This is a genomic window from Marinobacter sp. HL-58, from assembly GCF_001314605.1.
Taxonomy (GTDB): domain Bacteria; phylum Pseudomonadota; class Gammaproteobacteria; order Pseudomonadales; family Oleiphilaceae; genus Marinobacter.
The window spans coordinates 88,817-111,620 of record NZ_LIHP01000004.1; the positions used below are offsets into that span (position 1 = coordinate 88,817).

At 59.3% G+C, this 22,804-nt stretch carries 21 protein-coding genes and 1 other RNA gene; 17 read left to right on the top strand and 5 right to left on the bottom strand.

What is annotated here, in order from left to right:
- Window positions 1–7 precede the first annotated feature (7 nt).
- From prsR to HLUCCO03_RS04200, 5 genes are all read right to left on the bottom strand, one after another.
- Complete coding sequence (gene prsR / locus HLUCCO03_RS04180) at window positions 8–1,381, bottom strand: PEP-CTERM-box response regulator transcription factor (protein ID WP_027832196.1); 1,374 nt, start codon at window positions 1,379–1,381, stop codon at window positions 8–10.
- Between the two features lie 122 nt (window positions 1,382–1,503).
- The gene (prsK, locus tag HLUCCO03_RS04185) at window positions 1,504–3,642 is read right to left on the bottom strand and encodes an XrtA/PEP-CTERM system histidine kinase PrsK (protein ID WP_027832195.1); all 2,139 of its coding nucleotides are present in this window, start codon (window positions 3,640–3,642) and stop codon (window positions 1,504–1,506) included.
- Window positions 3,643–3,671: 29 nt separating this feature from the next.
- Complete coding sequence (locus HLUCCO03_RS04190) at window positions 3,672–4,619, bottom strand: SDR family oxidoreductase (RefSeq protein ID WP_027832194.1); 948 nt, start codon at window positions 4,617–4,619, stop codon at window positions 3,672–3,674.
- Entirely contained in the window at window positions 4,619–5,434 is an 816-nt protein-coding gene (locus HLUCCO03_RS04195; RefSeq protein WP_027832193.1) for a lysophospholipid acyltransferase family protein, read from the bottom strand. Before HLUCCO03_RS04195 ends, HLUCCO03_RS04190 begins: the two co-directional genes overlap by 1 nt.
- 17 nt (window positions 5,435–5,451) lie before the next feature.
- Window positions 5,452–6,339: a D-hexose-6-phosphate mutarotase gene (locus HLUCCO03_RS04200; protein ID WP_051603976.1), complete on the bottom strand. Its 888-nt coding sequence runs from the start codon at window positions 6,337–6,339 to the stop codon at window positions 5,452–5,454.
- Between the two features lie 149 nt (window positions 6,340–6,488).
- Here HLUCCO03_RS04200 and HLUCCO03_RS04205 point away from each other — a divergent pair, with 149 nt between their 5' ends.
- The 17 genes from HLUCCO03_RS04205 (at window position 6,489) to HLUCCO03_RS04285 (ending at window position 22,793) form a co-directional block, all read left to right on the top strand.
- A complete protein-coding gene (locus tag HLUCCO03_RS04205; protein WP_027832191.1) occupies window positions 6,489–7,169 on the top strand; it encodes a 2OG-Fe(II) oxygenase in 681 nt (226 codons plus the stop codon).
- A gap of 87 nt (window positions 7,170–7,256) precedes the next feature.
- An RNA gene (ffs, locus tag HLUCCO03_RS04210) (signal recognition particle sRNA small type) lies at window positions 7,257–7,353 on the top strand.
- Window positions 7,354–7,442: 89 nt separating this feature from the next.
- On the top strand, window positions 7,443–9,323 hold the full coding sequence (gene dnaX / locus HLUCCO03_RS04215; protein ID WP_027832190.1) for a DNA polymerase III subunit gamma/tau: 1,881 nt from the start codon (window positions 7,443–7,445) through the stop codon (window positions 9,321–9,323).
- Between the two features lie 33 nt (window positions 9,324–9,356).
- Complete coding sequence (locus HLUCCO03_RS04220; RefSeq protein ID WP_027832189.1) at window positions 9,357–9,680, top strand: YbaB/EbfC family nucleoid-associated protein; 324 nt, start codon at window positions 9,357–9,359, stop codon at window positions 9,678–9,680.
- Between the two features lie 12 nt (window positions 9,681–9,692).
- On the top strand, window positions 9,693–10,295 hold the full coding sequence (gene recR, locus HLUCCO03_RS04225; RefSeq protein ID WP_027832188.1) for a recombination mediator RecR: 603 nt from the start codon (window positions 9,693–9,695) through the stop codon (window positions 10,293–10,295).
- A 19-nt stretch (window positions 10,296–10,314) separates the two neighbouring features.
- On the top strand, window positions 10,315–11,463 hold the full coding sequence (gene rnd / locus HLUCCO03_RS04230; protein WP_027832187.1) for a ribonuclease D: 1,149 nt from the start codon (window positions 10,315–10,317) through the stop codon (window positions 11,461–11,463).
- On the top strand, window positions 11,460–11,750 hold the full coding sequence (locus HLUCCO03_RS04235; protein ID WP_027832186.1) for a YcgL domain-containing protein: 291 nt from the start codon (window positions 11,460–11,462) through the stop codon (window positions 11,748–11,750). Before rnd ends, HLUCCO03_RS04235 begins: the two co-directional genes overlap by 4 nt.
- A complete protein-coding gene (locus HLUCCO03_RS04240; RefSeq protein WP_027832185.1) occupies window positions 11,750–12,196 on the top strand; it encodes a YcgN family cysteine cluster protein in 447 nt (148 codons plus the stop codon). Before HLUCCO03_RS04235 ends, HLUCCO03_RS04240 begins: the two co-directional genes overlap by 1 nt.
- The gene (locus HLUCCO03_RS04245; RefSeq protein ID WP_027832184.1) at window positions 12,196–12,540 is read left to right on the top strand and encodes a hypothetical protein; all 345 of its coding nucleotides are present in this window, start codon (window positions 12,196–12,198) and stop codon (window positions 12,538–12,540) included. Before HLUCCO03_RS04240 ends, HLUCCO03_RS04245 begins: the two co-directional genes overlap by 1 nt.
- A gap of 35 nt (window positions 12,541–12,575) precedes the next feature.
- Window positions 12,576–14,516 carry a vWA domain-containing protein gene (locus HLUCCO03_RS04250; RefSeq protein WP_027832183.1) on the top strand — a complete coding sequence of 647 codons (1,941 nt, stop codon included), beginning with the start codon at window positions 12,576–12,578 and terminating at the stop codon, window positions 14,514–14,516.
- Between the two features lie 91 nt (window positions 14,517–14,607).
- Window positions 14,608–15,450 carry a MoxR family ATPase gene (locus tag HLUCCO03_RS04255; RefSeq protein WP_027832182.1) on the top strand — a complete coding sequence of 281 codons (843 nt, stop codon included), beginning with the start codon at window positions 14,608–14,610 and terminating at the stop codon, window positions 15,448–15,450.
- 22 nt (window positions 15,451–15,472) lie between these two features.
- Window positions 15,473–16,651, top strand: a complete 1,179-nt coding sequence (locus HLUCCO03_RS04260; protein ID WP_027832181.1) for a VWA domain-containing protein — start codon at window positions 15,473–15,475, stop codon at window positions 16,649–16,651.
- Window positions 16,652–16,955: 304 nt separating this feature from the next.
- Window positions 16,956–17,516, top strand: coding sequence for an AraC family transcriptional regulator (locus HLUCCO03_RS04265; protein ID WP_081813551.1), 561 nt, complete (start codon window positions 16,956–16,958; stop codon window positions 17,514–17,516).
- 9 nt (window positions 17,517–17,525) lie between these two features.
- Window positions 17,526–19,172, top strand: a complete 1,647-nt coding sequence (locus tag HLUCCO03_RS04270; RefSeq protein ID WP_027832179.1) for a lipopolysaccharide assembly protein LapB — start codon at window positions 17,526–17,528, stop codon at window positions 19,170–19,172.
- On the top strand, window positions 19,169–21,970 hold the full coding sequence (gene bamD / locus HLUCCO03_RS04275) for an outer membrane protein assembly factor BamD (RefSeq protein ID WP_036197513.1): 2,802 nt from the start codon (window positions 19,169–19,171) through the stop codon (window positions 21,968–21,970). The genes HLUCCO03_RS04270 and bamD overlap by 4 nt, the downstream gene beginning before the upstream one ends.
- The gene (locus HLUCCO03_RS04280; protein WP_051603867.1) at window positions 21,960–22,448 is read left to right on the top strand and encodes a tetratricopeptide repeat protein; all 489 of its coding nucleotides are present in this window, start codon (window positions 21,960–21,962) and stop codon (window positions 22,446–22,448) included. Before bamD ends, HLUCCO03_RS04280 begins: the two co-directional genes overlap by 11 nt.
- Window positions 22,449–22,793 carry a hypothetical protein gene (locus HLUCCO03_RS04285; protein WP_036197510.1) on the top strand — a complete coding sequence of 115 codons (345 nt, stop codon included), beginning with the start codon at window positions 22,449–22,451 and terminating at the stop codon, window positions 22,791–22,793. It begins immediately after the preceding gene.
- Window positions 22,794–22,804: the final 11 nt, after the last annotated feature.

Below are 22,804 nucleotides of genomic sequence, written 5' to 3' on the forward strand. Positions count from 1 at the left end.
CTGTTACTCAGGCGCTTGATGATTCTGCTGAAGTTTCTATCCGGTACTTGTCTGTCAGGTTATAGAGCGTTGGCCGGGTAATGCCCAGCAGGCGCGACGCCTGCGCCATGTTAAAGCCGCAGGACTGTAGTGCCTGTACTATGGCTGCCCGTTCGGCATTTTCCCGCACCTGGCGGAGATTTAGCTGGCTTTCGGTGGCATCCTGATCACAACTGAGTTCAAGGTCTGCGGCGGTTACCCGTTTGCCGTCCGCCATGATCGTGGCCCGTTTGACCTTGTTGATCATTTCCCGCACGTTGCCGGGCCAGGGGTGGCTCTTGATGGCTTTGATGGCGTCTTCGGTAAAGGCGAGGTTGGGGCGGTCCATCTGCTTGCCCAGGGATTGCAGTAACGATTGCGCGATCACCAGGGCGTCACCCTCCCTGTCTCGCAGCGCCGGCACATCCAGGGTGATTTCGCTGATGCGGTAATAAAGGTCTTCGCGAAAGGTACCTTCGTTTATCAGTTGCTGCACATCCCGGTGGGTGGCACAGACTACCCGTACATCCACGGGAACCGGTTTTACCGAGCCAACCCGGTCTACCACACGCTCCTGCAGGAAACGCAGCAGTTTGGCCTGCAGCGCCATTGGCATGTCGCCGATTTCGTCCAGGAACAGGGTGCCGCCGTTGGCATTTTCGATCTTGCCTTTCTTGCTCTGGGTGGCGCCGGTGAAAGAGCCTTTCTCAAACCCGAACAGTTCGCTTTCCAGAAGATTCTCTGGAATGGCGGCGCAGTTGATGGCTGCAAAGGGCTTTTCGGCCCGGTGGCTCAGGTCATGGAGGGCTCTTGCCAACAGTTCCTTGCCGGTACCGGTTTCGCCGGTGATCAGCGTGGTTACATCCGTGGGCGCGACCTTTTCCAGCGTGCGGCAGATGGACAGCATTTGCGGGCTGGCGGCTACAATGCCCTTGATGGTGGTGCCGTTGCGCTGGCGGGCCAGCTCCCGGTTGTCCCGCTCCAGCTCTGCCAGTCGGAAAGCGCGGTTGACAACGAAGGTGAGGATGTCGGCGTCCAGGGGCTTCTGGTAGAAGTCGCTGGCCCCCATGCCGATGGCCTTGACGGCATTTTCTTTGTCTTCACGACCGGTGACCACGATGATTTTGCTCATGGGGGCCAGGCGCAGGATTTCCTCCAGCAACAGGAAACCTTCTGACGCTCCGCCGGGGTCGGGGGGAAGCCCCAGGTCCAGCGTGATCACGTCTGGTTCGGTTCTTCGCAAGGCTGCCAGGGCAGACTCACGGTCGGCGGCAACGGCTACTTCCAGGTCCTCGCTGAAACACCAGCGCATCTGGCTTTGCAGTCCCGGATCATCCTCTACGATTAAAAGTCGTCTACTCACAATGGCCACAAATCCCTTTTCTGTATTGTGATGGTCTTGCAGGGCTTATTCTTTACCCCTGATTCTTAACCGAACATTGACACTTTGCAATGACAGTGTGCGATTGATTTGATTTGCGCCAGTTATTTGGCGTTTTGCTGCTGCTCTGTTTCGCCGGTAACCAGACGCTCTGGCTCATCTTCGGCCGGTTTTGTTGCCTGTGCTGGCCTGGCCAGTGGAAACCGGATTGAAAAACAGGAGCCCAGGCCGGGTTCGCTGGTAACGTCTATGTTGCCCCCGACGTTTCGTACGTACTCCCGCGCCTGGTAAGCGCCAATGCCCATGCCGGTGAGCCCCTTGGTGCTTTCAAAGGGCTTGAACAGCTGGGTTTCGATAAATTCTTCAGTCATGCCGGAACCTGTGTCCTGAATGAACAGTGCCACGGTGTCCCTGGCGGTTTTCAGGGTGAGGGTAATCTCACCATCCGGCGGTGTGGCATCCTGGGCGTTCTGTATCAGGTGGCCGAGAATACTGTAGAGCTGTTCCTTGTCCGCATTAATGTAGATCTTTCCGGTGTCCCCGGCTACCCGGGGTGCTGGCTGACGGCGGCCGTAGTGGTCCGCCAGGTGCCTGACCACGTCGCTCAGCTCGATCACCTCGGTCACCAGGGTGTCGTCCGCCGGCCTGCGGATATGGTCCACCAGGTTGGACATCTTGCGAACGGCGTGGTCGGTGGTGTTGATCATATCGTCGATAAAGGCCGGATTATCCCGGTGCCTGGGGGCGTTTTTTACCAGCAGGGACAGTTGGGCAATGAGGGTTTTCAGATCATGCACCATGAAAGCAGACGCCTTGCTGACGGCCTCGAACTGCATGGCCCGCGAGAGCCGGTTGCGGGCGTCTTCCTGGGCCAGCAGGTTACAGGTTTGCCGGGCCACAACCTTGATCAGGTCAAAATTCTCCCAGTTCAGTTCCACCCGGGCGTAGGGGTTGCCGATCATGGCGATGCCGTACAGGTCGTTACTGAGGTAGAGCGGAATCACCAGCCAGCCCTCAGGAATTTTCGAGATGGAGTCTGGAATTTCCAGCAGGTTGTAGCTTACCGGGTCACTCTTGTACTCGTGCAGGTCGATGATCCACTCCCGGTTGCCAAAAAACCGCACCAGTTCCGAATCGGCGTCAATGGTTGTGTATTTCGGGGTTACCATGTTGATGGCGGTTTTGAGCAGGAAATCGCCCCGGTCCTCCCGGATCCACAGCGCTCCGGCGTTGCTCTCCACCAGGCTCGTGAGGATACGTATGACCCTTTCCGGTAGTGGCGGGTTGTCACTGAGGTCCGCCATTTCCCGGGTCATTTTCAGCCACTCTTCCCGGTAGTCGTACTTGTAGTCGAAGAAGTTCTGGCTGATAAACACCATCAGCCGGGCCCTTACGCGCCTTGAGGTGAGCAGGGTGGCAAGGAACACCAGGGCGATGGCAAGGAACAGAACCTGCAGGGCTTCTCCCCACTCGCCGCCGAGGGTTTTGACATAGTAGCCCCCCAGTGCCAGGAACAGGAGATAGGCGCCGGCCAGAAGCAGGGTGCCGGCGTGGAATACGGCGGACCGGGAGAGCTGGAAATCCACCGGCTGTTTGCGGGTGTTGATGACATTGACCGCGAACAGCGGAACCAGGGCCGCGTTGAGCAGGCCACGGGCGTTCCAGAAGGAATCCGCCACCTGGCCAAACAGCAGCGCATCGGCATACATGAAGAAGTCAAAGGCGAACAGGGTGGCGACGGCAATGCAGACATACTTCATGCTGGAGCGGCCGAACGACAGCGAGTTGCGCCAGATCTGTTCAACCAGGGAGAGCCCGAGCAGGGAGAGGGCAATCTGGCCTACCACTTTGGTTTTGCCGTCCAGGATGGTGAGCCCGAAGAAGAACTCAAGTACCCCGGAACCCAGCAGCAGTACGACGAGAGTCACCGTGGCTGTGGCGAGGATGCGCCGCAGACGGCCCACCAGATTGGATGTGCGGAACGAATCCCGCAGCAAGGCAAACAGCACAGTAATCCAGGCCGCGTCCCTTAGAAGTTCCAGCATGTAGCGAATGAAGAAGCCGGGTTCGCCCCAGAGGCTCTGGGCGATGAGGGAACCGGCCCAGATGAGGGTCACCACGGAAGCCAGCAGCAGGGACCGGTCGATATCGCGCCGGAGGTATCGGGTGGCAATAACCAGCGCGAGCAGCCCATAGGCAATGGCTGCCGCGGAATGACTGATCAGGCTGAAATCGTCCAACATGGCTCGCGTCCTGCGTTATGCGCCATTACTCAGACCGGTTTTTTGTTCTCGCGGTAAAACCGGAATATTTCTTTCAGCGGCCGCCTGGGGGTAAATCCGAATTCCCGGGCGAATGCTCTGCCGTCTATGACGACAGGATACTTGAAAAACGCCATCAGATACGAAGGAAAACTTCGCAGATTCAGGGTACGCAATATCATCTTTGGCAGCACGGGCGGTATGGACGGTATCGGCAGTGGTTTGCAGCCGCAGAGTTTCAGTGCGTGCTGATAGGCCACCCAGTCTTCCGGTGCCACATTAAAAACGCCCCGCTGGGGCTTGTTATAGGCCAGCACGATGGCGTCTGCCATATCATCGATATGGATAAACTGCATCATGGGTGAAAACCCGGCCAGTACCGGGGCCCGCTCCATGCCGAGCAGGGTGCTGATGGAGTTGCGTACGCCGGGGCCGACGATATTGCAGGGCCGCAAAATGGTGATGTTCAGGTCCGGATAACGCCACAGGTAGATGTTGGCCAGGTTTTCCAGCTCCACGGAGTCGATCAGGTCCGCGCTCAGGCCGGCACTTTTCAGGGGTGCCTCTTCGTCGATCAGTGCCGGGTTGTAGGCGACTGCGCCGTAGACGTGGAAGGTGGACAGGACCACCACCCGTCTGATGTTGTACTTGTGGCTCAGGTCCAGCAGCTTCTGGGTACCCAGCACGTTGGCGTTGTAGCGGCGCATGCGGGTGAGCTGGCTGGACATGATGCGGCCCAGATGGATAACCCCGTCAAACTGGTAGCGGCGGAACAGGTCTTCGAACGAGCGCTTGTTGAAGTCGATGCAGTAGCTGGGAATGTCATCGCCCAGGTAGACCTGTTCCCGGAAATCCACGGCAACCAGATCGCAGGTGTCCCGCAGTTGATTGATGACTTGTTGTGCAAGGGCACCGGCGGCACCGGTGACCAGAATATGAGGTCTGCGTTGTTCGCCCATCAGAACAGCCTTTTCCTTTCGCTCAGTCCGGTGTCGATCAGTTCACTGATTGCGGCTTTTACCTGCTCAACCCGCTCGGTGATCTGTTCCTCGGGTATCTCCAGGTCGTCAAACATCATCGGGTCACCGAAGTGCAGATGAACCTTGGCGGGCAGGATGACTGGCGCCGCCAGTGGGGCATAGGGGATGCCCAGCAGCTTTGCCAGGGGCTTGATGTTGGCAATGGCGGGAATGGTTTCCTCGCAGCCCACCACGCCAACAGGAACAATGGGGGCCTTGTACTTCATGGCCAGGTGCATGAAGCCGTTACCGAAGCGTTTGAGCTGGTAGCGGTCCTGATACAGCTTGCCGGAACCGCGAACGCCCTCCGGAAACACGATAACGGCCTCGCCATTGGCCAGCATCTTGGCACAGTTGGTCGGGTCACCCAGCACGGCACCGAATTCGTTCAGAAGGTTGCCAAGGTAGGGGACTGTCGGGAAAAAACGCTCGATCATGGCCCGGGGGATGCGGGGATTTTCTTCACGGGAGGCCAGGGCATAGGCAATCAGCAGGCCGTCGATGGGTAACTGGCCGCTGTGATTGGGAACAATCAGTACCGGGCCGTCGGCCGGTATCTTTTCAACGCCGGTGGCTTCTACCCGGAAATACTTCTGGTAGATCTGCCGGGTGAGGGAGAAGCCGTATTTCATCACCTCATTGTTATAGCCCCAGGGATCATAACCGAGTGAACCGATGGGCTTGCGGATTCGATTGATGTGGCTGTCCAGCTCCGCCGGTATCAGCCTGGATTTCAGATACGATGCCAGACCCATTTGGGCTCCCTGATGGTTTAGATTCGTCCGATCATAACGCCAAGCGTATGGCTTTGGCCTGCATTAAGCACCCGATAATCGCTGAGTGCATTGGCACTTTCGACACACAGCATGGACTGCCAGGCCTCATCCGGGAAGTCCGACAGCCGTGCCGCCTTCTCGGGGCCGGGGTTCCACACCACCGTGGAGTCACTGCCAATGGCGGTCAGCTTCCGGGCTCCGGCGGGTGTGGAGACAATAACTGGCGCGCCGCTCTCGTAGATGCGGTCGGTTTCGCCGTCAAACTGCACGGGGCCCTGTTGGGTGTGGTAACTCCAGTCTCTGAGGGAATCCACGTAGCCACAGTTCTCCAGCCCTTCAATCCGGGTCTGCCGGATATCCGTTGTGGGCAGGTAGGTGTGCAGTGCCTGGGTAAAGGCCAGTGGTTCCGCTCCGGGGTTGGTGGTGGTCAGCGCCAGCTGGCAGCCGCTGGCGGAGAAACTGAACGTCATCAGCAGCAGTGCGCGCCCCTGCCACTCGTCGGCAAAATCGGTGTTTGCATCCAGGGACAGGCTGATTTCCACTTCCCGGGCGGTCTCGCGAACATCTTCCAGTTTCCACACCGCTGTGCGGGCGAAGCCATGGGAGGCGTCTGTCAGTATCCTCCGCCGCACTTCCGGAGGGTTCCTGTCGGGTACGCCAAACCATGGCCAGCACACGGGGATGCCGCCACGAATGGCCCGGCCCGGTTCAAATCGGGCGGTTTTGCTGAGCCAGAGCCAGTCCGGTTCGTCACGGGGCGCAAAATGGCTCAGGTGGGCGCCCTGTAAAAAAAGGCGCGCATGGAATTGGGGGTGGTTTACTTCAATAGCTTCCAGATGCCCGACGGTTGTCCAGCGGGTAAACGACCAGTGCCCGGGTTTCAGTGTCACGTGTTGCCTCGTTACTGCGTATTAGCGTGGCCGAACCACGCGTGGTGCTGTTACGGCATTTCCTTACGGTCAGGGTAAATTAAAACTGTCTTTACGGCGAGAAACCGGCCTAAAATCCGTCGTCCCTGCCGGAGTTCCGTTTAATGAATAACCAGATTGTTGCACCCGTTTTCCCGTCCAGCCGGCCAGCCCCCGCGGTGAGTGATCATTGGCTGGATGAGCTTGCCGATGGTCTGACCGAACACGGCTGGATGAGTCAATGCGTGGCTTCGCGCCTGGGTGCGGATCTGTTGCAGGGTCTTCGCAATGAAGTTCAGATACTGGACCGGACAGAGGCGCTGGCGAAAGCCCGTATAGGGCGGGGTGCAGATATGCTGCGGGACCGCTCGGTGCGCCGGGACAAGATTGCCTGGCTCCAGGGTGTGACTCCGGTCCAGGCGGAACTGTTCGCCTTTTTTGAGTCTGTGCGGCTCGGGCTGAACCAGCGTCTGTTCCTCGGGCTTCGCCGGTTCGAGGCCCATTATGCCACCTACCACGAGGGGGATTTCTATCGCCGACATGTGGACAGTTTCCGGGGAAGGGCGTCACGGGTTGTGAGTCTGGTGCTGTATCTCAACGAGAACTGGCAGGAAGCCGACGGCGGCGCACTGCAGGTCTGCAACCGGGAAAATGAGGACGAGATCTGCGGCACCATCTTGCCCGAAGCGGGGCGGATGGCACTGTTCATGAGCGAGGAAATCCCCCATGAGGTTCTGCCTGCCAACCGCACCCGTTACAGCGTGGCATGCTGGTTTCGTTGTGATGAAGTGCCGTTGCCGTTGTAGCGACTTTGGCATTGTAGTGGTCAGGGCCTTTTGCTAATATGCGCGCCGCTTCGGGAGATTTCGCCCTGAAGCCCGTTATGGTGGCTCCATTGGTGCCTCCGCAACGATAAACCGTGAACCCGGTCAGGCCCGGAAGGGAGCAGCCGAAGCGGTGGACTTGTGTGCCGGAGTGTCGCTGATGGGGTCACCCCCATCCCCCGTACCCTTCCTGTCTTCTTCTAACACCATGACCGTGCTATGGTTAAACCCATTTTTAACGGCAGTTGGCAGAACATGAGCTACCAGGTACTTGCCCGCAAGTGGCGCCCCCGTACATTCGAAGATATGGTCGGCCAGGAGCATGTGCTCCAGGCGCTGATTCATGCCCTGGACAACCAGCGGCTGCACCACGCCTATCTGTTTACCGGCACACGGGGGGTGGGCAAGACCACGATCGGGCGCCTGCTGGCCCGGTGCCTGAATTGCGAAACCGGTGTTACTGCCACCCCCTGTGGCATCTGCTCCAGTTGCCAGGAAATCCAGGAAGGCCGGTTTGTTGACCTGATTGAAATCGACGCCGCTTCACGCACCGGTGTGGATGACATGCGGGAGCTGACTGACAACGTTCAGTACTCGCCATCCCGCGGCCGTTTCAAGGTGTACCTAATTGACGAGGTGCACATGCTGACCAACCAGTCCTTCAATGCCTTTCTGAAAACCCTGGAAGAACCACCGGAGCACGTCAAATTCCTGCTGGCGACCACCGACCCACAGAAGCTGCCGGTGACCGTTCTTTCCCGCTGTCTGCAGTTCAATCTCAAAAGAATGACACCCGAGCATATCGCCGGGCACTTAAGGCACGTGCTGACACAGGAAGGCATTCCCTTTGAGGAACCGGCCCTGTGGCTGCTGGCCCGCGCGGCCGACGGCAGCATGCGGGATGCCCTGAGCCTGACCGACCAGGCCATTGCCTTTGGCAACCAGAAACTCAGTGGCAGTGATGTCAGCAACATGCTGGGCACCATCGACCAGCGTGATATCGAAAAACTGGTGAATGCCCTGGTGGAGAGTGACGGGCCTGCGCTGCTCTCTGAAATCAGCCGTATTTCCGATTTTGCACCGGATTACAGCGTGATTCTCGCGGACCTCCTGTCGCTGTTCCATCGGGTGACCATGGAGCAGGTGGTGCCGGGCAGCGTGGACAACGCCCTTGGGGATGCTGCCCAGGTGGAGTCTCTGGCCCGCAGGCTGAGCGCGGAAGATGCGCAGCTGTTTTATCAGGCCGCCTTGATGGGCCGTAAAGACCTGGCGGTGACACCGGATGCGCGTATGGGGTTCGAGATGACCCTGTTACGAATGCTGGCGTTCCGCCCCGGAGCGGACCGTCGCGAACCGCCAACGCTGGCCTCGGGTAGTTCGTCGTCTGGCCAGGAATCACGGGAAGACCCTGAACCTGGCCCGGCAGCGTCCACTTCTACTCCCGCTGAGACTGCATCTGCCTCAGAACCGGAACCGGTGCCGGAGCCCGAACCCGCCCCGGCATCAGAACCTGAGCCTGAACCTGAACCTGCGCCAAATCAGGACGCAGGGCCGCCACCAGTAGAGGCGGATGATGCGTGGCTGGCCAGCCTGGATGCGGCTGCGGAAGCGGGTACGGAAGAGCCTGCCGGTGCCGATGATTATATGCCCGGGCCAGTGGTTGAGCCTGAACCGACGCCACTGGATGAGCCTGAGGCTGCACAGGAACCCGTCGCTGAAACGCCGCAGGCAGAGGCAATTGCAGATGATCTGCCGGAAACCGGGGAGTTTGTCTGGGAGCGGGATTTCCGCAGCCTGGGGATTGTCGGTATGCCGGGAAACCTGGCCAGCAATGCGGCGATGACCCGCAACGGTGACGAGATCGTACTGACGATTGACGAAGGCCACGCCCGTTTGCTGAACGCGCGCCATGAAGAAAAGATTCTGGAGGCATTGAGGAATCGGTTTGGCGACACCATAACTCTGCGTGTAGAGCAGGGCGATGCCGGTGGCAAGACGCCGGCCGCCTGGGAAGAACGCCAGCGCCTTGCCCGCCAGCAGGCCGCGGAGGAAGCTATCCGCAACGATCCGGCGGTGCAGTCCATCGTTGAACGATTCGAGGCGCGGGTAGTCGAAAAGAGTATTCGGCCTGTGTGAGGCACTCTCAAGCCATTTCCGGAGAAGGTGAGCATGATGAACAATATGGGCGACCTGATGAAAAAGGCCCAGCAGATGCAGGAACAAATGAAGAAGGCCCAGGAAGAGGCCGCAAAAGCCGAGATTACCGGCGAGTCCGGTGCCGGCCTGGTGAAGGTGACCATGAACGGCCGTCACGATGTACGGAAAGTGGACATTGATCCTTCCCTGCTGAGCGAAGACAAGGAAATTCTGGAAGACCTGCTGGCGGCGGCTATTAACGACGCGGTTCGCCGGGTGGAGGAAAACCAGAAAGAGAAAATGTCCGGCATGATGTCCGGAATGGGTATGCCCCCGGGCTTCAAAATGCCGTTCTGATGAGGATTGCTGATGGCTTTTAGTCCGTTGGTAGACGAGCTGGTGGAATCGCTACGCTGTCTGCCTGGTGTCGGTCAGAAAACGGCCCAGCGAATGGCCTTTCACTTGCTGGAAAGGGGACGTTCAGGCGGTGCGCGACTTGCCGATGCGCTGGACCGTGCGATGACAGGGGTGCGCCGCTGTGAAAGCTGCCAGAACTTTGCCGACACGCCTACCTGCAATATCTGTGAGAACCCCGAGCGCCGTAACGGCACCCTTTGCGTGGTGGAAAGCCCGTCAGACCTGCTGGCCATCGAGCAGGCCGGTGACTACCGCGGTAGCTACTTTGTGCTGATGGGGCATCTGTCGCCGATTGATGGCGTTGGCCCTGAAGAAATCGGCATTGAACGCCTGTTACGGCGTATCCAGGATGAGGGCGTGACCGAGCTGATCCTGGCAACCAACCCGACGGTGGAGGGTGAAGCCACAGCGCACTATATTGCCGACAGGCTGGATGGCCGTGACATTCTTATCACCCGCCTTGCCCATGGTATTCCCGTGGGCGGTGAGCTGGGATACGTGGACGGGTTTACCCTGACCCACGCCTTCCGTGGTCGCAAACCCCTGACTGATTAAACCTGACCTGGCTTTTACTATGGACAATACCAACCCGGCCGCAGTTGTTCCCGCGGCGCCCGAGACTGTTTCCTGGATTCGGGAGCCGGAGGACCTGGACCGCTGGATTGCCGAAGGCAAAGGTGAGCCCCTGGCGCTGGATACTGAATTCGAGCGCGTGAATACCTTTTACCCGATCCCGGGCCTGGTGCAACTTGGCCTGGGTGACAGGTTCTGCCTGGTGGACCCTGAGGTTGCCGAAGCATCCGCAGGCTTCCGCAGGATCCTCACCGACCCGAACGTGCCCAAGCTGCTCTACGCCATGAGCGAGGATCTGGAACTCTTTCGCCACTGGTTGCAGCTGGAGCCGGAAGGCCTTGTCGATCTGCAGATTGGCGCGGCCCTGGCCGGGGCAGGGTTCTCCGTGGGGTATGCCCGACTGGTTGAAACCTTGTTCGGGGAAACGCTCGATAAATCCGCCACCCGCTCGGACTGGGTTTCGCGGCCGCTGACCGAGGCTCAGGAGCGTTACGCGCTGGACGATATTCGTTTTCTGGCGCTCATGTACCAGTGGGTAATGGAACGGCTCAGGGAGCGTGGTCTTGAACAGGCGCTCGCGGAAGAGTCCACACGGTTTTCGAAAGAGCTGGCGGCGCAGGATGACCCGGAGAATCACTATCTCAAGCTCCGGGGTGGCTGGACTCTCAGACGGCAGCAGCAGGGTGTATTGCGGGATCTGGTACGCTGGCGTGAACAGGAATCCCGGCGGCGGGACCGGCCCAGGGGCCGGGTGGTGGCGGATGCGTTGCTGATTGCCATTGCGCAGAAACTGCCGGGGTCGGCGCGGGAATTGTCCTCCGTTCAGGGTGTTCCCCCGGCGGTGGTTCGTCGTTATGGTGATACCATTATCGACATGATTGCCGACGCGGTTTCCGCGGATAACTCTGCCATTGAAACAATTGCCCCGCCACTGAGCCGGGAACAGCAGATGTTCTACAAACAGCTCAAGCGCCTGATGGTGCAGGCAGCCGAGGCCAGGGATATTCCCGTGGAGCTGCTGGCCCCCCGCAGGCGCCTGGAAGCGGTGGTGCAACAGCGGGACCTTTCCGCCGGGCTGTTTGACGAAGGCTGGCGCCAGGAAACCCTGGCACCGGTGCGGGAACAAATCGAGGAATTGTTGACAACATGACGGACAAAACCTTTGTATCGGTATTCCGCAGCAGCAAGAAACCGGATACCTATATCTACGTTCGCCGGGGCCAGATCTGGGATGATCTGCCGGAAAGCCTGCGTGAGATATTCGGCACCCCCGTGCACTCCATGGATCTGATCATGACCATGGACCGCAAGCTGGCGCGAACCAGTGGCAGGCAGGTACTGGAAGCCATTGCCGACAAGGATTTCTTCCTGCAGATGCCGGAAGAAAGCAGCGGCTATGTGGTGGATTTCCGCCGCAAGCCGGAGCAGAGCCGGTAATGATTGCCGGGATTCCGTTCTGGCAGCGCAAGCGCCTGGATGAGATGACGCCCGCGGAATGGGAATCCCTCTGTGACGGCTGTGGTAAATGCTGTCTCGCCAAACTGGAAGACGAAGATACCGGTGACGTGTATTACACGGACCTGGTCTGCCGTTACATGGACCGGGACAGCTGCCAGTGCACGGTGTACTCCGAAAGGTTGCAGAAGGTGCCGGCTTGCACGGTACTGACACCGGACACGCTGTCGGACTACCATTGGCTGCCATTTACCTGCGCGTATCGTACACTTGCGGAAGGCCGCCCGCTGGCGGACTGGCACCCGCTGCGATCGGGTGACCCGCAAACAGTGCATGAAGCCGGTGTGTCGGTTCGCCATCGGGTGATCTCGGAGGCGGACGTGGCAGAAGAAGACTGGGAAGAACACATTATTCACTGGATCCTTTGATGATAGACGTAGAAACCAACATCGCTTACGGAATATTCTGGGCCGCGTATGCGGTCGCTTTCGTGGTCTTTTTCTACATGATGTCGCGGCTGTTCCGGATTATTCCGGTTTACGCCATCCGCACACTGTTACAGGCCGCTCTGATCGTCATATTCCTTACCCCGGTGGAGTCCGGCGAAGTGGCTGGCTGGTGGATGCCTGCATGGCTGCACGGGGGCTATGAAACCATTCTGGGTGATGCCAGCGAAGCCGGGCGGGCCTTTCTGAACTTCGGTATTGCCGCCCTGGTCATGGTTCTGGTGTGGATCCTCGATCTGGTGAGATACCGGCTTGTGAAACGCTGAACCCTTCCTGAACTGAGAGCCTGTCCGGAGCCCTGATGCAGAGAATACTGAACTGCCTGCTTGTTGCTGTTTTCAGTCTGCCGCTGGTGGTGGCTGCCCAGTCATCACCGAACCTTGAACTTCCGGACGACGCCGATATCCGCATCATTGTGGATATATCCGGCTCCATGAAGGCCAACGACCCCGACAACCTTCGCCAGCCTGCAGTCAGGCTGCTGGCGCGAATGCTGCCGGAAGGCGCCAGCGCCGGTGTATGGACGTTCGGGCAGTATGTGAACATGCTGGTTCCTCACGCCGGTGTAACCGACGGCTGGCGGCAGCAGGCCATTGAACGCTCCGATCAGATCAATTCCGTGGCTCTTCGCACCAATCTTGGCGAGGCCCTCAGCGTTGCCAGTGACCGATACCTGTCGGGCAGCGATGAACTGGGCAATACCGATTTTATCCTGCTGAGTGACGGTAAAGTGGATATCTCCGATGATGCCGGCGCCAATGACGCGGAGCGGGAAAGGATTCTTGGGCCTTTGCTAGAGGAGCTGGATAACCGGGGCGCCACCATCCATACGGTTGCCTTGTCTGATGAGGCGGACCAGGCATTGCTTGAAAGACTTGCTGCTGAAACCGGCGGCAGCTATTCCCTGGCACCCTCGGCAGAAGCACTGACACGCGCCTTTCTGAAAGCTCTCAACACCGCCGTGCCCCAGCAGCAGATACCCATCGACGGTGACGGTTTCTCGGTGGACGCAGGCGTTGATGAGTTCACGGCACTGATTTTCCGCGCGGACGAACAGCCGTCAGACACCCGGGAGCTTGGTCTGATCAGCCCTGAAGGCGAGGAAGCGACGGCCGACTCGGTGCCTGACGGAATGCGTTGGGTGCGGGAAACCGAATACGACCTGATTACGGTGAGTGATCCCGCCGCCGGCCAGTGGCGGATTGACGGCGAGCTGGGCGAGGGTAGCCGGGTGACGGTTGTCAGCGACCTTCGGATGGTGGTGAGCCCGGTACCACCCATGTTTACAGAGGATGAGCCGGTTGAACTCCGCGTGGCGTTTTTCGAGGACGACCAGAAAATTGATAATACGGATTTCCTCGGAGTAATTGATGTTCGGCTCACCCTGACTTCCGGTGACGGCCGCAGCGGTACCAAGACCCTTTCTGGGGACGAACCCCCGGCAGATGGCGTGTATACCGACGATATATCGCGCCTGCCGGACGAGGGCGAGTATGAGCTGGATGTCGTGGCTGATGGCCAGACCTTCTCCCGGCGGTTCAGTGCGGTTACCCGTTTTACAGTACCGGAAGGGGAGGAAGCCTCCGTTGCGCCGGAGCCTGTTGAAACGATCCCTGAGCCGGAACCGGAATCCGAACCCGGGCCGGATGTGGCAGGGCAACCGGCCACTGATGACCCCGGCCTCATTGACACAAGCCAGGTGGAAGAGCCGGACACAGCGCCCGTTGCCGAAGAACCTTCCGCCGACGACGCAGAGGAAGGCCAGCAGGAACCGGCTCCGGACACTGCGGAATCAGGCGGGATACCAGTTTGGGCAATGGCAGCCGCTGGCGGTTTTGGCCTGGTAGCTGTCGCGGGCGCGGTGTTTGTGGCAATCCGCCGGAAGAAAACAGGCGCAGATAACGGCGAGGAGGACGAGCCTCCGGTTATAGCCCCGGAAGAGCAGGTTGACGAGGAGCCGGAACCGGAGGACGAATTGCCGGAGGATGAAATCCCCGTTGCGGACACGGAAGTGGACGAATCCGAGCCAGAGCCAGAACCAGAGGAAGAGTCAGCGGAAACGCCTGAACCCGAGCGGGAGGCCGAGCCTGAAAGTGAAAAGGCAGAGCCGGAGGAAGATGACGACGAGGAGTTCGGTCTTGAGGATTTCGATCTTTCCGAGTTTGATGATCTGCCGGATACCGAAAATGACAAGGGGCTCCTGGACAAAGACGATGAGCCTGACGACGGCAAGAAAAAGTAACCGGGCCTTATCAGCGCGGCTTTGGTTCTCTATACTTGAACGCTGATTTCAAACAGTCGTTTAACCGTTAACTGAACAGGATACTGACAGCATGAAGTTTACCGGTACCGAGAAATACGTAGCCACTGACGACCTGCAAATGGCGGTGAATGCGGCGATCACGCTGCAACGCCCGCTGCTGATCAAGGGTGAACCCGGCACCGGTAAAACCCTGCTGGCGGAGGAGATGGCTTCCGCCCTGGGCATGCGCCTGATTCCCTGGCACATCAAGTCCACCACCAAGGCGCAACAGGGCCTGTACGAGTACGACGCCGTTTCCCGCCTGCGGGATTCCCAGCTCGGTGATGAAAAGGTCAAGGACATCAGCAACTACATCGTCAAGGGCAAACTGTGGGAAGCTTTTGAATCCGAAGAGCAGGTGGTGCTGCTGATTGACGAGATCGACAAGGCGGATATCGAATTCCCCAACGATCTGCTGCTGGAACTGGATCGCATGGAGTTCTTCGTGTACGAAACCCAGCAATCCGTGAAGGCGAAACACCGGCCTGTCATTGTTATTACCAGTAACAACGAGAAGGAACTGCCGGACGCCTTCCTGCGCCGCTGCTTCTTCCACTACATCAACTTCCCGGATCACAGCACCATGCAGAGCATCGTGGATGTGCATTTCCCGGGCCTGCAGCAGCAGGTGGTGCGGGATGCCCTGGAAGTGTTCTTTGATGTGCGCAAGGTTCCGGGGCTGAAGAAGAAGCCGTCCACCTCGGAGCTGATTGACTGGCTGAAATTGCTGATGGCGGATGAGTTGTCTGCCAAAATGTTGCAGGAGAAGGACACCAGCTCGGCCCTGCCACCGCTTTACGGAGCCCTGGTGAAGAACGAGCAGGATGTCCATCTGTTGCAGAAACTGGCCTTCATGGCCCGTCGTCGCAGCTGAAATCCGGCAAGAGCAACACGGTATGTTGATTGATTTTTTTCTCGAAGTCCGGCGCGCCAAAGTGCCTGCCAGCCTGCGCGAATTCCTCGATCTGCTGGAAGCCCTGCAGAACCGGCTCGCCTTTGCCGATATGGAGGAGTTCTACTATCTGGCGCGGGTGTGCCTGGTCAAGGACGAACGCCATTTTGACAAGTTCGACCGGGCGTTCCAGGCCTATTTCGAGGGTATTGAAAACCTCGACGACCTGATGGAAGCGCTGATACCTGACGAGTGGCTGCGGGCCGAGTTCGAAAAGCAGCTGTCTGAGGAAGACAAGGCGAAGATCGATTCCCTAGGTGGCCTGGAAGAGCTGATCGAAACCTTCAAGAAGCGCATGGAAGAGCAGAAGGAGCGCCATCAGGGTGGTAACAAGTGGATTGGTACCGGCGGCACCTCACCGTTTGGTGCCAATGGCTATAACCCGGAAGGTTTCCGCATCGGCCAGAACAAGGGCCGCCATGGCCGCGCGGTGAAGGTGTGGGAAAAGCGTGAGTTCCGGGATCTGGACGACAGCGTTACCCTCGGCATCCGCAACATCAAGGTGGCCATGCGGCGGCTGCGGAAATTCGCCCGCCAGGGCGCTGCGGACCAGCTCGACATGGACGACACCATCCGCTCAACCGCCCGCAATGCCGGCTATCTGGACCTGAAAATGGTCCCGGAGCGGCACAACGCGGTAAAGGTGCTGATCTTCTTTGATGTGGGTGGTTCCATGGACCCGCACGTGAAAGTGTGTGAAGAGCTGTTCTCCGCCGCAAGGCTGGAGTTCAAGCACATGGAGTACTTCTACTTCCATAACTTCATTTACGAGAGCGTGTGGAAGAACAACATTCGCCGGATGAATGAAACCACCAGCACCTGGGATATCCTTCATAAATACACCCCGGACTATAAAGTGATCTTTGTGGGGGATGCCACCATGGCACCCTACGAGATCTCGCACCCGGGCGGTTCCATCGAGCACTGGAACGAGGAAGCCGGCGCCACCTGGTTCCAGCGTATTACCGAGCATTTCCGCAAGGTTGTGTGGATCAACCCGCTGCCAGAGAATTACTGGGGGCAGGGTGGTTCCCTGGGAATGACCCGGCAGCTGGTGAACGACCACATGTACCCGCTGACGATTGAAGGCCTGGAATCGGCCATGAAGCAGTTGAGCAAATAAAAAAAGCCGATGCGGTTGAGGGCATCGGCTAAGCTCGGCATATCAAACGGGGTGCTCGGTTGACCACCCCGCATTCCTTTCTACGCAAATCCGGGGCCACTTAATAATAGGTACCGGAAATCAATCAATTAGAGTGCCTCCGACGTTTCCTGTCTGAATATGACAACCTTCTCTGTTTCGCCCGTGTCAAAAATACCGACACTTACGGATCTCCATTTGGTGATCTGGATACCGTTCTTGGCTGTTACCAAGTGTTACTCTTTCCGCCAGTTTGTTACAGAACATTGCAGGAGGCAGGAGGCGTATGGTGGCCGGAGCGCAGTTAACACAGCCTGTCAGGCGTAAATTCGGAGTTACAGCAGCCACTCTGGCGGCACTGTTCATCGCCCTGGTTCTACCTTCTGGCCCGGGCGTCGAAGCCGATACCCTGGACGGCGACATTGACCGTCTGAAGGCCGATGTGGCCGACCTCAGCCAGCGACTCTATGAGCTGGAGGAGGACGTACTTTACCCGGCGGATACCCAGGTGGCAGTTTTCCTGACACTCAGGGACAGGGACGGACTTGAACTGGACACCATTGAGCTCTACCTCAACGACACCCCCGTGGCATCCCATCTTTACACCGAACGGGAGCGGGACTCCCTGAAGCAGGGCGGTGTGCAGCGGCTTTACATGGGCAACCTCCCACATGGGTCCCATCAGCTGAAGGCAGTGCTCACCGCCAGCTCGGCGAACGAGCGCTTTGTTCGCCGGGAAGTGACCCACGCTTTTCGCAAGAGCCCCGGCGAATCCCGCATCCAGATGACCCTGGACGCGAAGGCGCCTGATTATGAACCGGATGTTTCGTTTCAGGAATGGAAGTAGGGCGGAACCATGATGCTGCAACTCCGGTTCGCTAAATGCACTGGTTTTCTGGCGCTGGCGCTGGCCTTTACGCCGCTGCCGGGAAACGCGGCAGGGGATGACCAGGCCCGGTTGTCTGGTGGTCTGGCAAAATTTGCACTGGATTCCGGAGATCCGGCGGCCGCCTTGCGTTATACCCGCAACCTGTCCGCTGAAGCAGCTGTGCTTGTACGTGCCAAAGCACTGCTGGCCACCGGTGATTCTGATAGCGCGCGACAGTTACTGGAGCAGCTTTCGTCGGGGCAGTACCACCGTGGCGAAGCAGCTCTGCTGCTCGCCGAACTGGCTTCGGCAAGCGGCGACGATGAAAACGCCGGGAAACATCTGCAAACCGCAGCCCGGCTTGCCCATGGCGACATCCGGCAGCAGGCACTTTACCGGCTGGCGGAGCGCCACCGTGAGGCGGGGCAGACCGACAGGGCCGGGCAGGTGCTGGCCTCCATGGACCCGGGATACTGGGCTGCACTGGGCTACATGAACATCGCCGCCGACTATGGCCGGCGGGACCTGAACCCGTCCCGGGCACTGGTGGCGCTGAGGGTTGCGCTGGCCATGGCCGAAGAGGATTCAGACAGCAGTCGCAGCAACGAACTGAAAAGCAGGCTTCTGGTCAGGGCGGGGCACCTTGCTCACAAGCATGAAGACTATGACAAGGCCATCAGTTTTCTGGAAAAGGTGCCCCTCGAAAGTTACAGCACGCCCCAGGGGCTGTACCTCCATGGTCTCGCGCTCTCCGCCAATGGTAACCACCGGGCTGCCATGCAGTCCTGGCATCGTGCCAAAAAGTACCCCCTCGCCTATCCCGGTGTGGCCAACGCCTGGTTGGGAACCGGTCGGGGTTACGATCTCTCCGGGTATCTGGGTCAGGCTGGCGAAGCCTATCTGGCTGCCAATGCGTCGTTCGAGAGCGAACGGGTTACGCTGCGCAAACTCGCTGACCAGATCCGCGACAAGGGCGCCTACCAGGCACTGGTAAGGGATGCCCGGGATTCCAATGCGGAATGGTTCCTCGCCGACAGCCGCACGCTGACCCAGCCGAGAACCGCCTATCTGCTGCAGTTCATGGAAGATCCCGGGGCTCAGGAGGCGGTCAGTCGCGTGGCGGAGCTCGAGCAGATTGGTCTGCAACTGGCGCGGCATGAAGACAGCCTTGTGGTTTTCCGGGGCGTTATCCGGGAGCGTCTGGAATCGGGAGATCATCCTCCGGCAGACGTTGCCCGCTATAAGGACGAGATCGAGGCCCTGACAGAGCGGATGTCCGGGCTTGACAAGCAGGCTCTGACGGCTGAACAGCAAGCGGCGTTGAGAAACACGGCCGGCACCCTGGCAGAGCTTGGATCGTCCCTTGACAAGCTGGATCAGAGGCTCGCGCAGAAAGATCAGCGCCTATCCGAATTATTGTCCCGTAGTGACCGTGCCCTGGAAAGGATACAAGCCAACCGGAGCCGTACCCGACGGTTACAGGAAAGGGCGGAAGCCGCCCTGAACGAGATTGCCCTGGCCTATGTGGACAAACAGGATGATCGCATGGCGTTTGCCCTGGACCGCACCGAGCAACAGATTGCCCATCTGTATGAGTACCTCGCCATCAGGAATATTGAACGGGGTGAGCCATGAGACGCCTGCTGATCGTGCCGGTCACCGTGGCGCTGTTGATCTCGGGCCAGAACCTGGCCGCACAGGAATCATTCCGGGTTGAGCTGGGGCGGGATGGCGAGACCATCGGCGATATGCGGCCCGTGTTTCTCGAGTTCAAGTCCCGCCCGATGCCGGCGATATCCCCCCGGGAAGTGGCCCGTCGCTACCAGCGACTGTTCGACAACTCGGACGAGCCGGAAGTGAGAATTGACGCCCTCAACCGCTTGTCCAATATCCAGGATGTCACCGATGAAGATGTCAGTTTCAGTGATGAACGGGAGCAACGGGTGTACCGCCAGGCACTGGACAGCTATGAGTCCATTCTCGACCGGGGCTCCTATCAGGGCCGGCTTGACGAATTGCTGTACCAGATGGCAAAGGCCCATGCGTATACCGGCGAGGCGGAACAATCCATTGACCGGCTACGCCAGCTGACAGGGCTTTACCCTTCCTCATCACTGGTGCCCGAGGCCCGGTTCCGGATTGCAGAGGCGGCGTTTTCGGCGGGTGATTTTGCCGAAGCGGAAGCGGAATACGCCCGGGTCATATCCGGTGAAGGCGCAGCCAGCCTTAAAACCAAGGCCCGCTACATGCAGGGCTGGAGCCAATACAAACAGGGCCCCTCGGGGTGGGACAGGGCCGGCGAAACCTTCCTCGCGGTGCTGGACCGGTTCAGTGAGGAAACCGACCGCTTCCGCCGCATTCCCGCCAGTGACGCTGAACTTGTTGATGATACTTTCCGGGTGGTTGCCCTGATGGCGGCCGAGGACCAGGGAGCCGGCTCACTGGCCCGGTGGCTCGGGAATGCGGGTGGCAGACGCTATGACTACCTGCTTTACGACCGACTGGCGGATTACTATGCCGGTAACGGCCGCTATGAAGACAGCGTGGCGGTTAACAGTCGTTTTGTTGAGGATAACCGGAACCACGAGGCGGAGCCTGCTTTTCTGGCCCAGAATGTTGACGTCTGGCTAATGGCCGGTCAGGCGGAGCGGGCCCGGGAGGCCCGGACGGACTACGTGAGTTCCTTCGCGGAGCAGGAGCGTTATCTTGAGCTTGCCGATTCCGACCGCCGGCGTTGGCAGGAATTCACCCGGTCATTGGCGGACTACCACTATGATCAGGCGGAAGAGTCCACCGCCGGCGTTCAGCAGGAGCAGTTCCGTGAAGCTGCCCGTTATTACCGCCAGCTGGCGCCAAGGATATCCGCGCCCGGAGAGGTTCTGAGGCTGTCCGGCGATGCTTTCCTGCAGGCCGGAGAATACCGGGAGGCACTCACCGGATTCCGTGAGGCCGCCTACGATACCAGTGGATATCAGGAGGCTGCCGACGCCGCCTGGGCGGCGGTCGTTCTTCAGCGGGGAGCAGTGGACAACCGGTATGCCCTGGCTGCCACGCTGGATGATCTGGCATCGGAAAGCGAGCGCTTTGCTGACGCGTTTCCGGATGATGCCCGGTTGCCTGGCCTGAATGCGGATCTGGCCAACAGGTTGTTGGCGAGGGAGCGACATGATGACGCCTTGCGTTTTGCCCGGGCTGCCATCGCCCATCCGGCGGCCAGTGCCCAGGAGAAATACAGTGCCTGGCTGGCTTCCGGTCAATCCTTTGTTGCCGGTGAGTCTTTCGGTCTGGCGGAAAACGCCTGGCGCAAGTCACTGGCATTGCTGGAGTCGGGTGAGTTGCCAGACAGGCAGGGCGAAGACCGCGAAAATCTGAAACGCCAGCTAGCCAGCAGTATCTATTACCAGGGCGAACAGGCTGCCGCCAGGGATAAAACCGATCAGGCGGTGGCCCATTACCAGAGAGTGGAATCGGTTCTCCCGGGCTCGGACGTTGCAATCAAGGGCCGTTACGATGCCGCCAATACCCTGCTCAAGGCCCGGCGCTGGCAGTCGGCGATCAATGAGCTCAACCGTTTCCGTGACGACTATCCAAAGCATGAGCTTGCCGCCAACGTCAGCGAGAAACTGGTTTTTGCCTACCAGTCTTCGGATCAGCCGGTCAGGGCTGCCGACGAACTGGTGGCCGGTTCAGGGGATGACGCACCATCCTGGGCGCAACGGTTGAAGGCGGCCGAGTTGTATCACCAGGCCGATGCACTGGATCGGCGTAACCGCATTTACCAGGCCTGGCTGAACCGTGATGAAAGCGCCATTGCCCCCACGGATTCCGCCGCCCATATACGCAACCAGACCATGCGTCAGCGGCTTGTGGAGGCGGATGTTGATCAGCACCGGCATCGCATTGACATGGTCGAGCGGGAACTGGAAAGCCAGTGGCACTCGGACGACACCCTGGACTGGGCCGGGCGGGCCGCGATGGTACTGGCTGAAGGCGAAGCCGGGCGGTTTGCGGATGTGCCATTGCAGCACCCTCTGGGGCCCTCCCTGGAAAAGAAACGGCAGGCCCTGGAGTCGGCCCGGCAGCGCCTTTCACAGGCTGAACAGCTCAGTGGCGAAACCTTGCGCTCGGAGATCCTTTACCGTCGCGCGGAACTCTACCGGGTCATGGCGGAAGACCTGATGGCGTCGGAAGCACCCGCCAGTCTGAACGAACTGGAAGCCAGCCAGTACCAGATGTTGCTGGAGGAAGAAGCCTATCCGTTCGAGGAGAAGGCCATCAAGCTCCACGCCGAAAACCACCAACGCCTGGCCAGCGGTGAGTTTGACCAGTGGGTTGAACAAAGCCTTCAGGTTCTGGCCCGGCTGTTCCCCGGCCGTTATGACCGGGAGGTTCGCTGGATGACATGGAATGAGGAGTCTGAACATGGTGCGTGAAATGGCCCGCTCCCTGGTGGTGATGACCTGCCTGGTTGCACTGATCGCAGGATGCGCCAGCAAACCCGAACCTGAGCCGGAACCGGTTGTGGATCAAAGCGCCGAAGCGGGGAAGCTTGCGCGCCAGGCCTGGGAGGCACAGCAACAGGGCAATACCGATCAGGCGCTGGACCACTACCGGGAAGCGTTCAGGCTGGCCCCGGATAACGCCATGACAGCCAATAACATGGCGTTGCTGTTGCAGGATCAGGGGCGGTTCAGGGATGCGGTGGCCCTGTTGCGGGAAGGGCTGGAACATTCACCGGATACCGCGGACCTGCATTACAACCTGGCCGTTATTTCCGAGCTTTACCTGCTGGACCTGGACACCGCGTTGCACCACTACCGCCGGTACCGGGAACTGGCCGACTCCGGTAGCAATACCGAGGCCAAGAAAGTGGCCGGCTGGATTGCTGACCTGGAAAGGAGGGTTGAATAAGTGAACAAAGCCCTCCGGATACCCGCTATTGGCCTGACTGCACTGATGGTGATGGCCTCTTCCCGACTTGTGGCAGGGGAGGCCGATGCAGCCGCGCCGGAAACCGACGTCAAGACAGTATCGCTCGGTGTTGAAGGCATCACCCGGCACACCGGGGATGACGACCCGGGCGTGCTCTATATTCTGCCCTGGCAGCCACCAACACTGCCCCGACGTACACGGGCAGAACTGGAGGCCGGGAATGAGCAATTGCTTGAACCCAAGGATCCGCTGACGCTTGAGCGTCACCGGAAATTTCGTGAAACGCTGAATCCGTCCCTGGATTCCACCCTGTCCCTGCAGTAGAAACGGGAGTC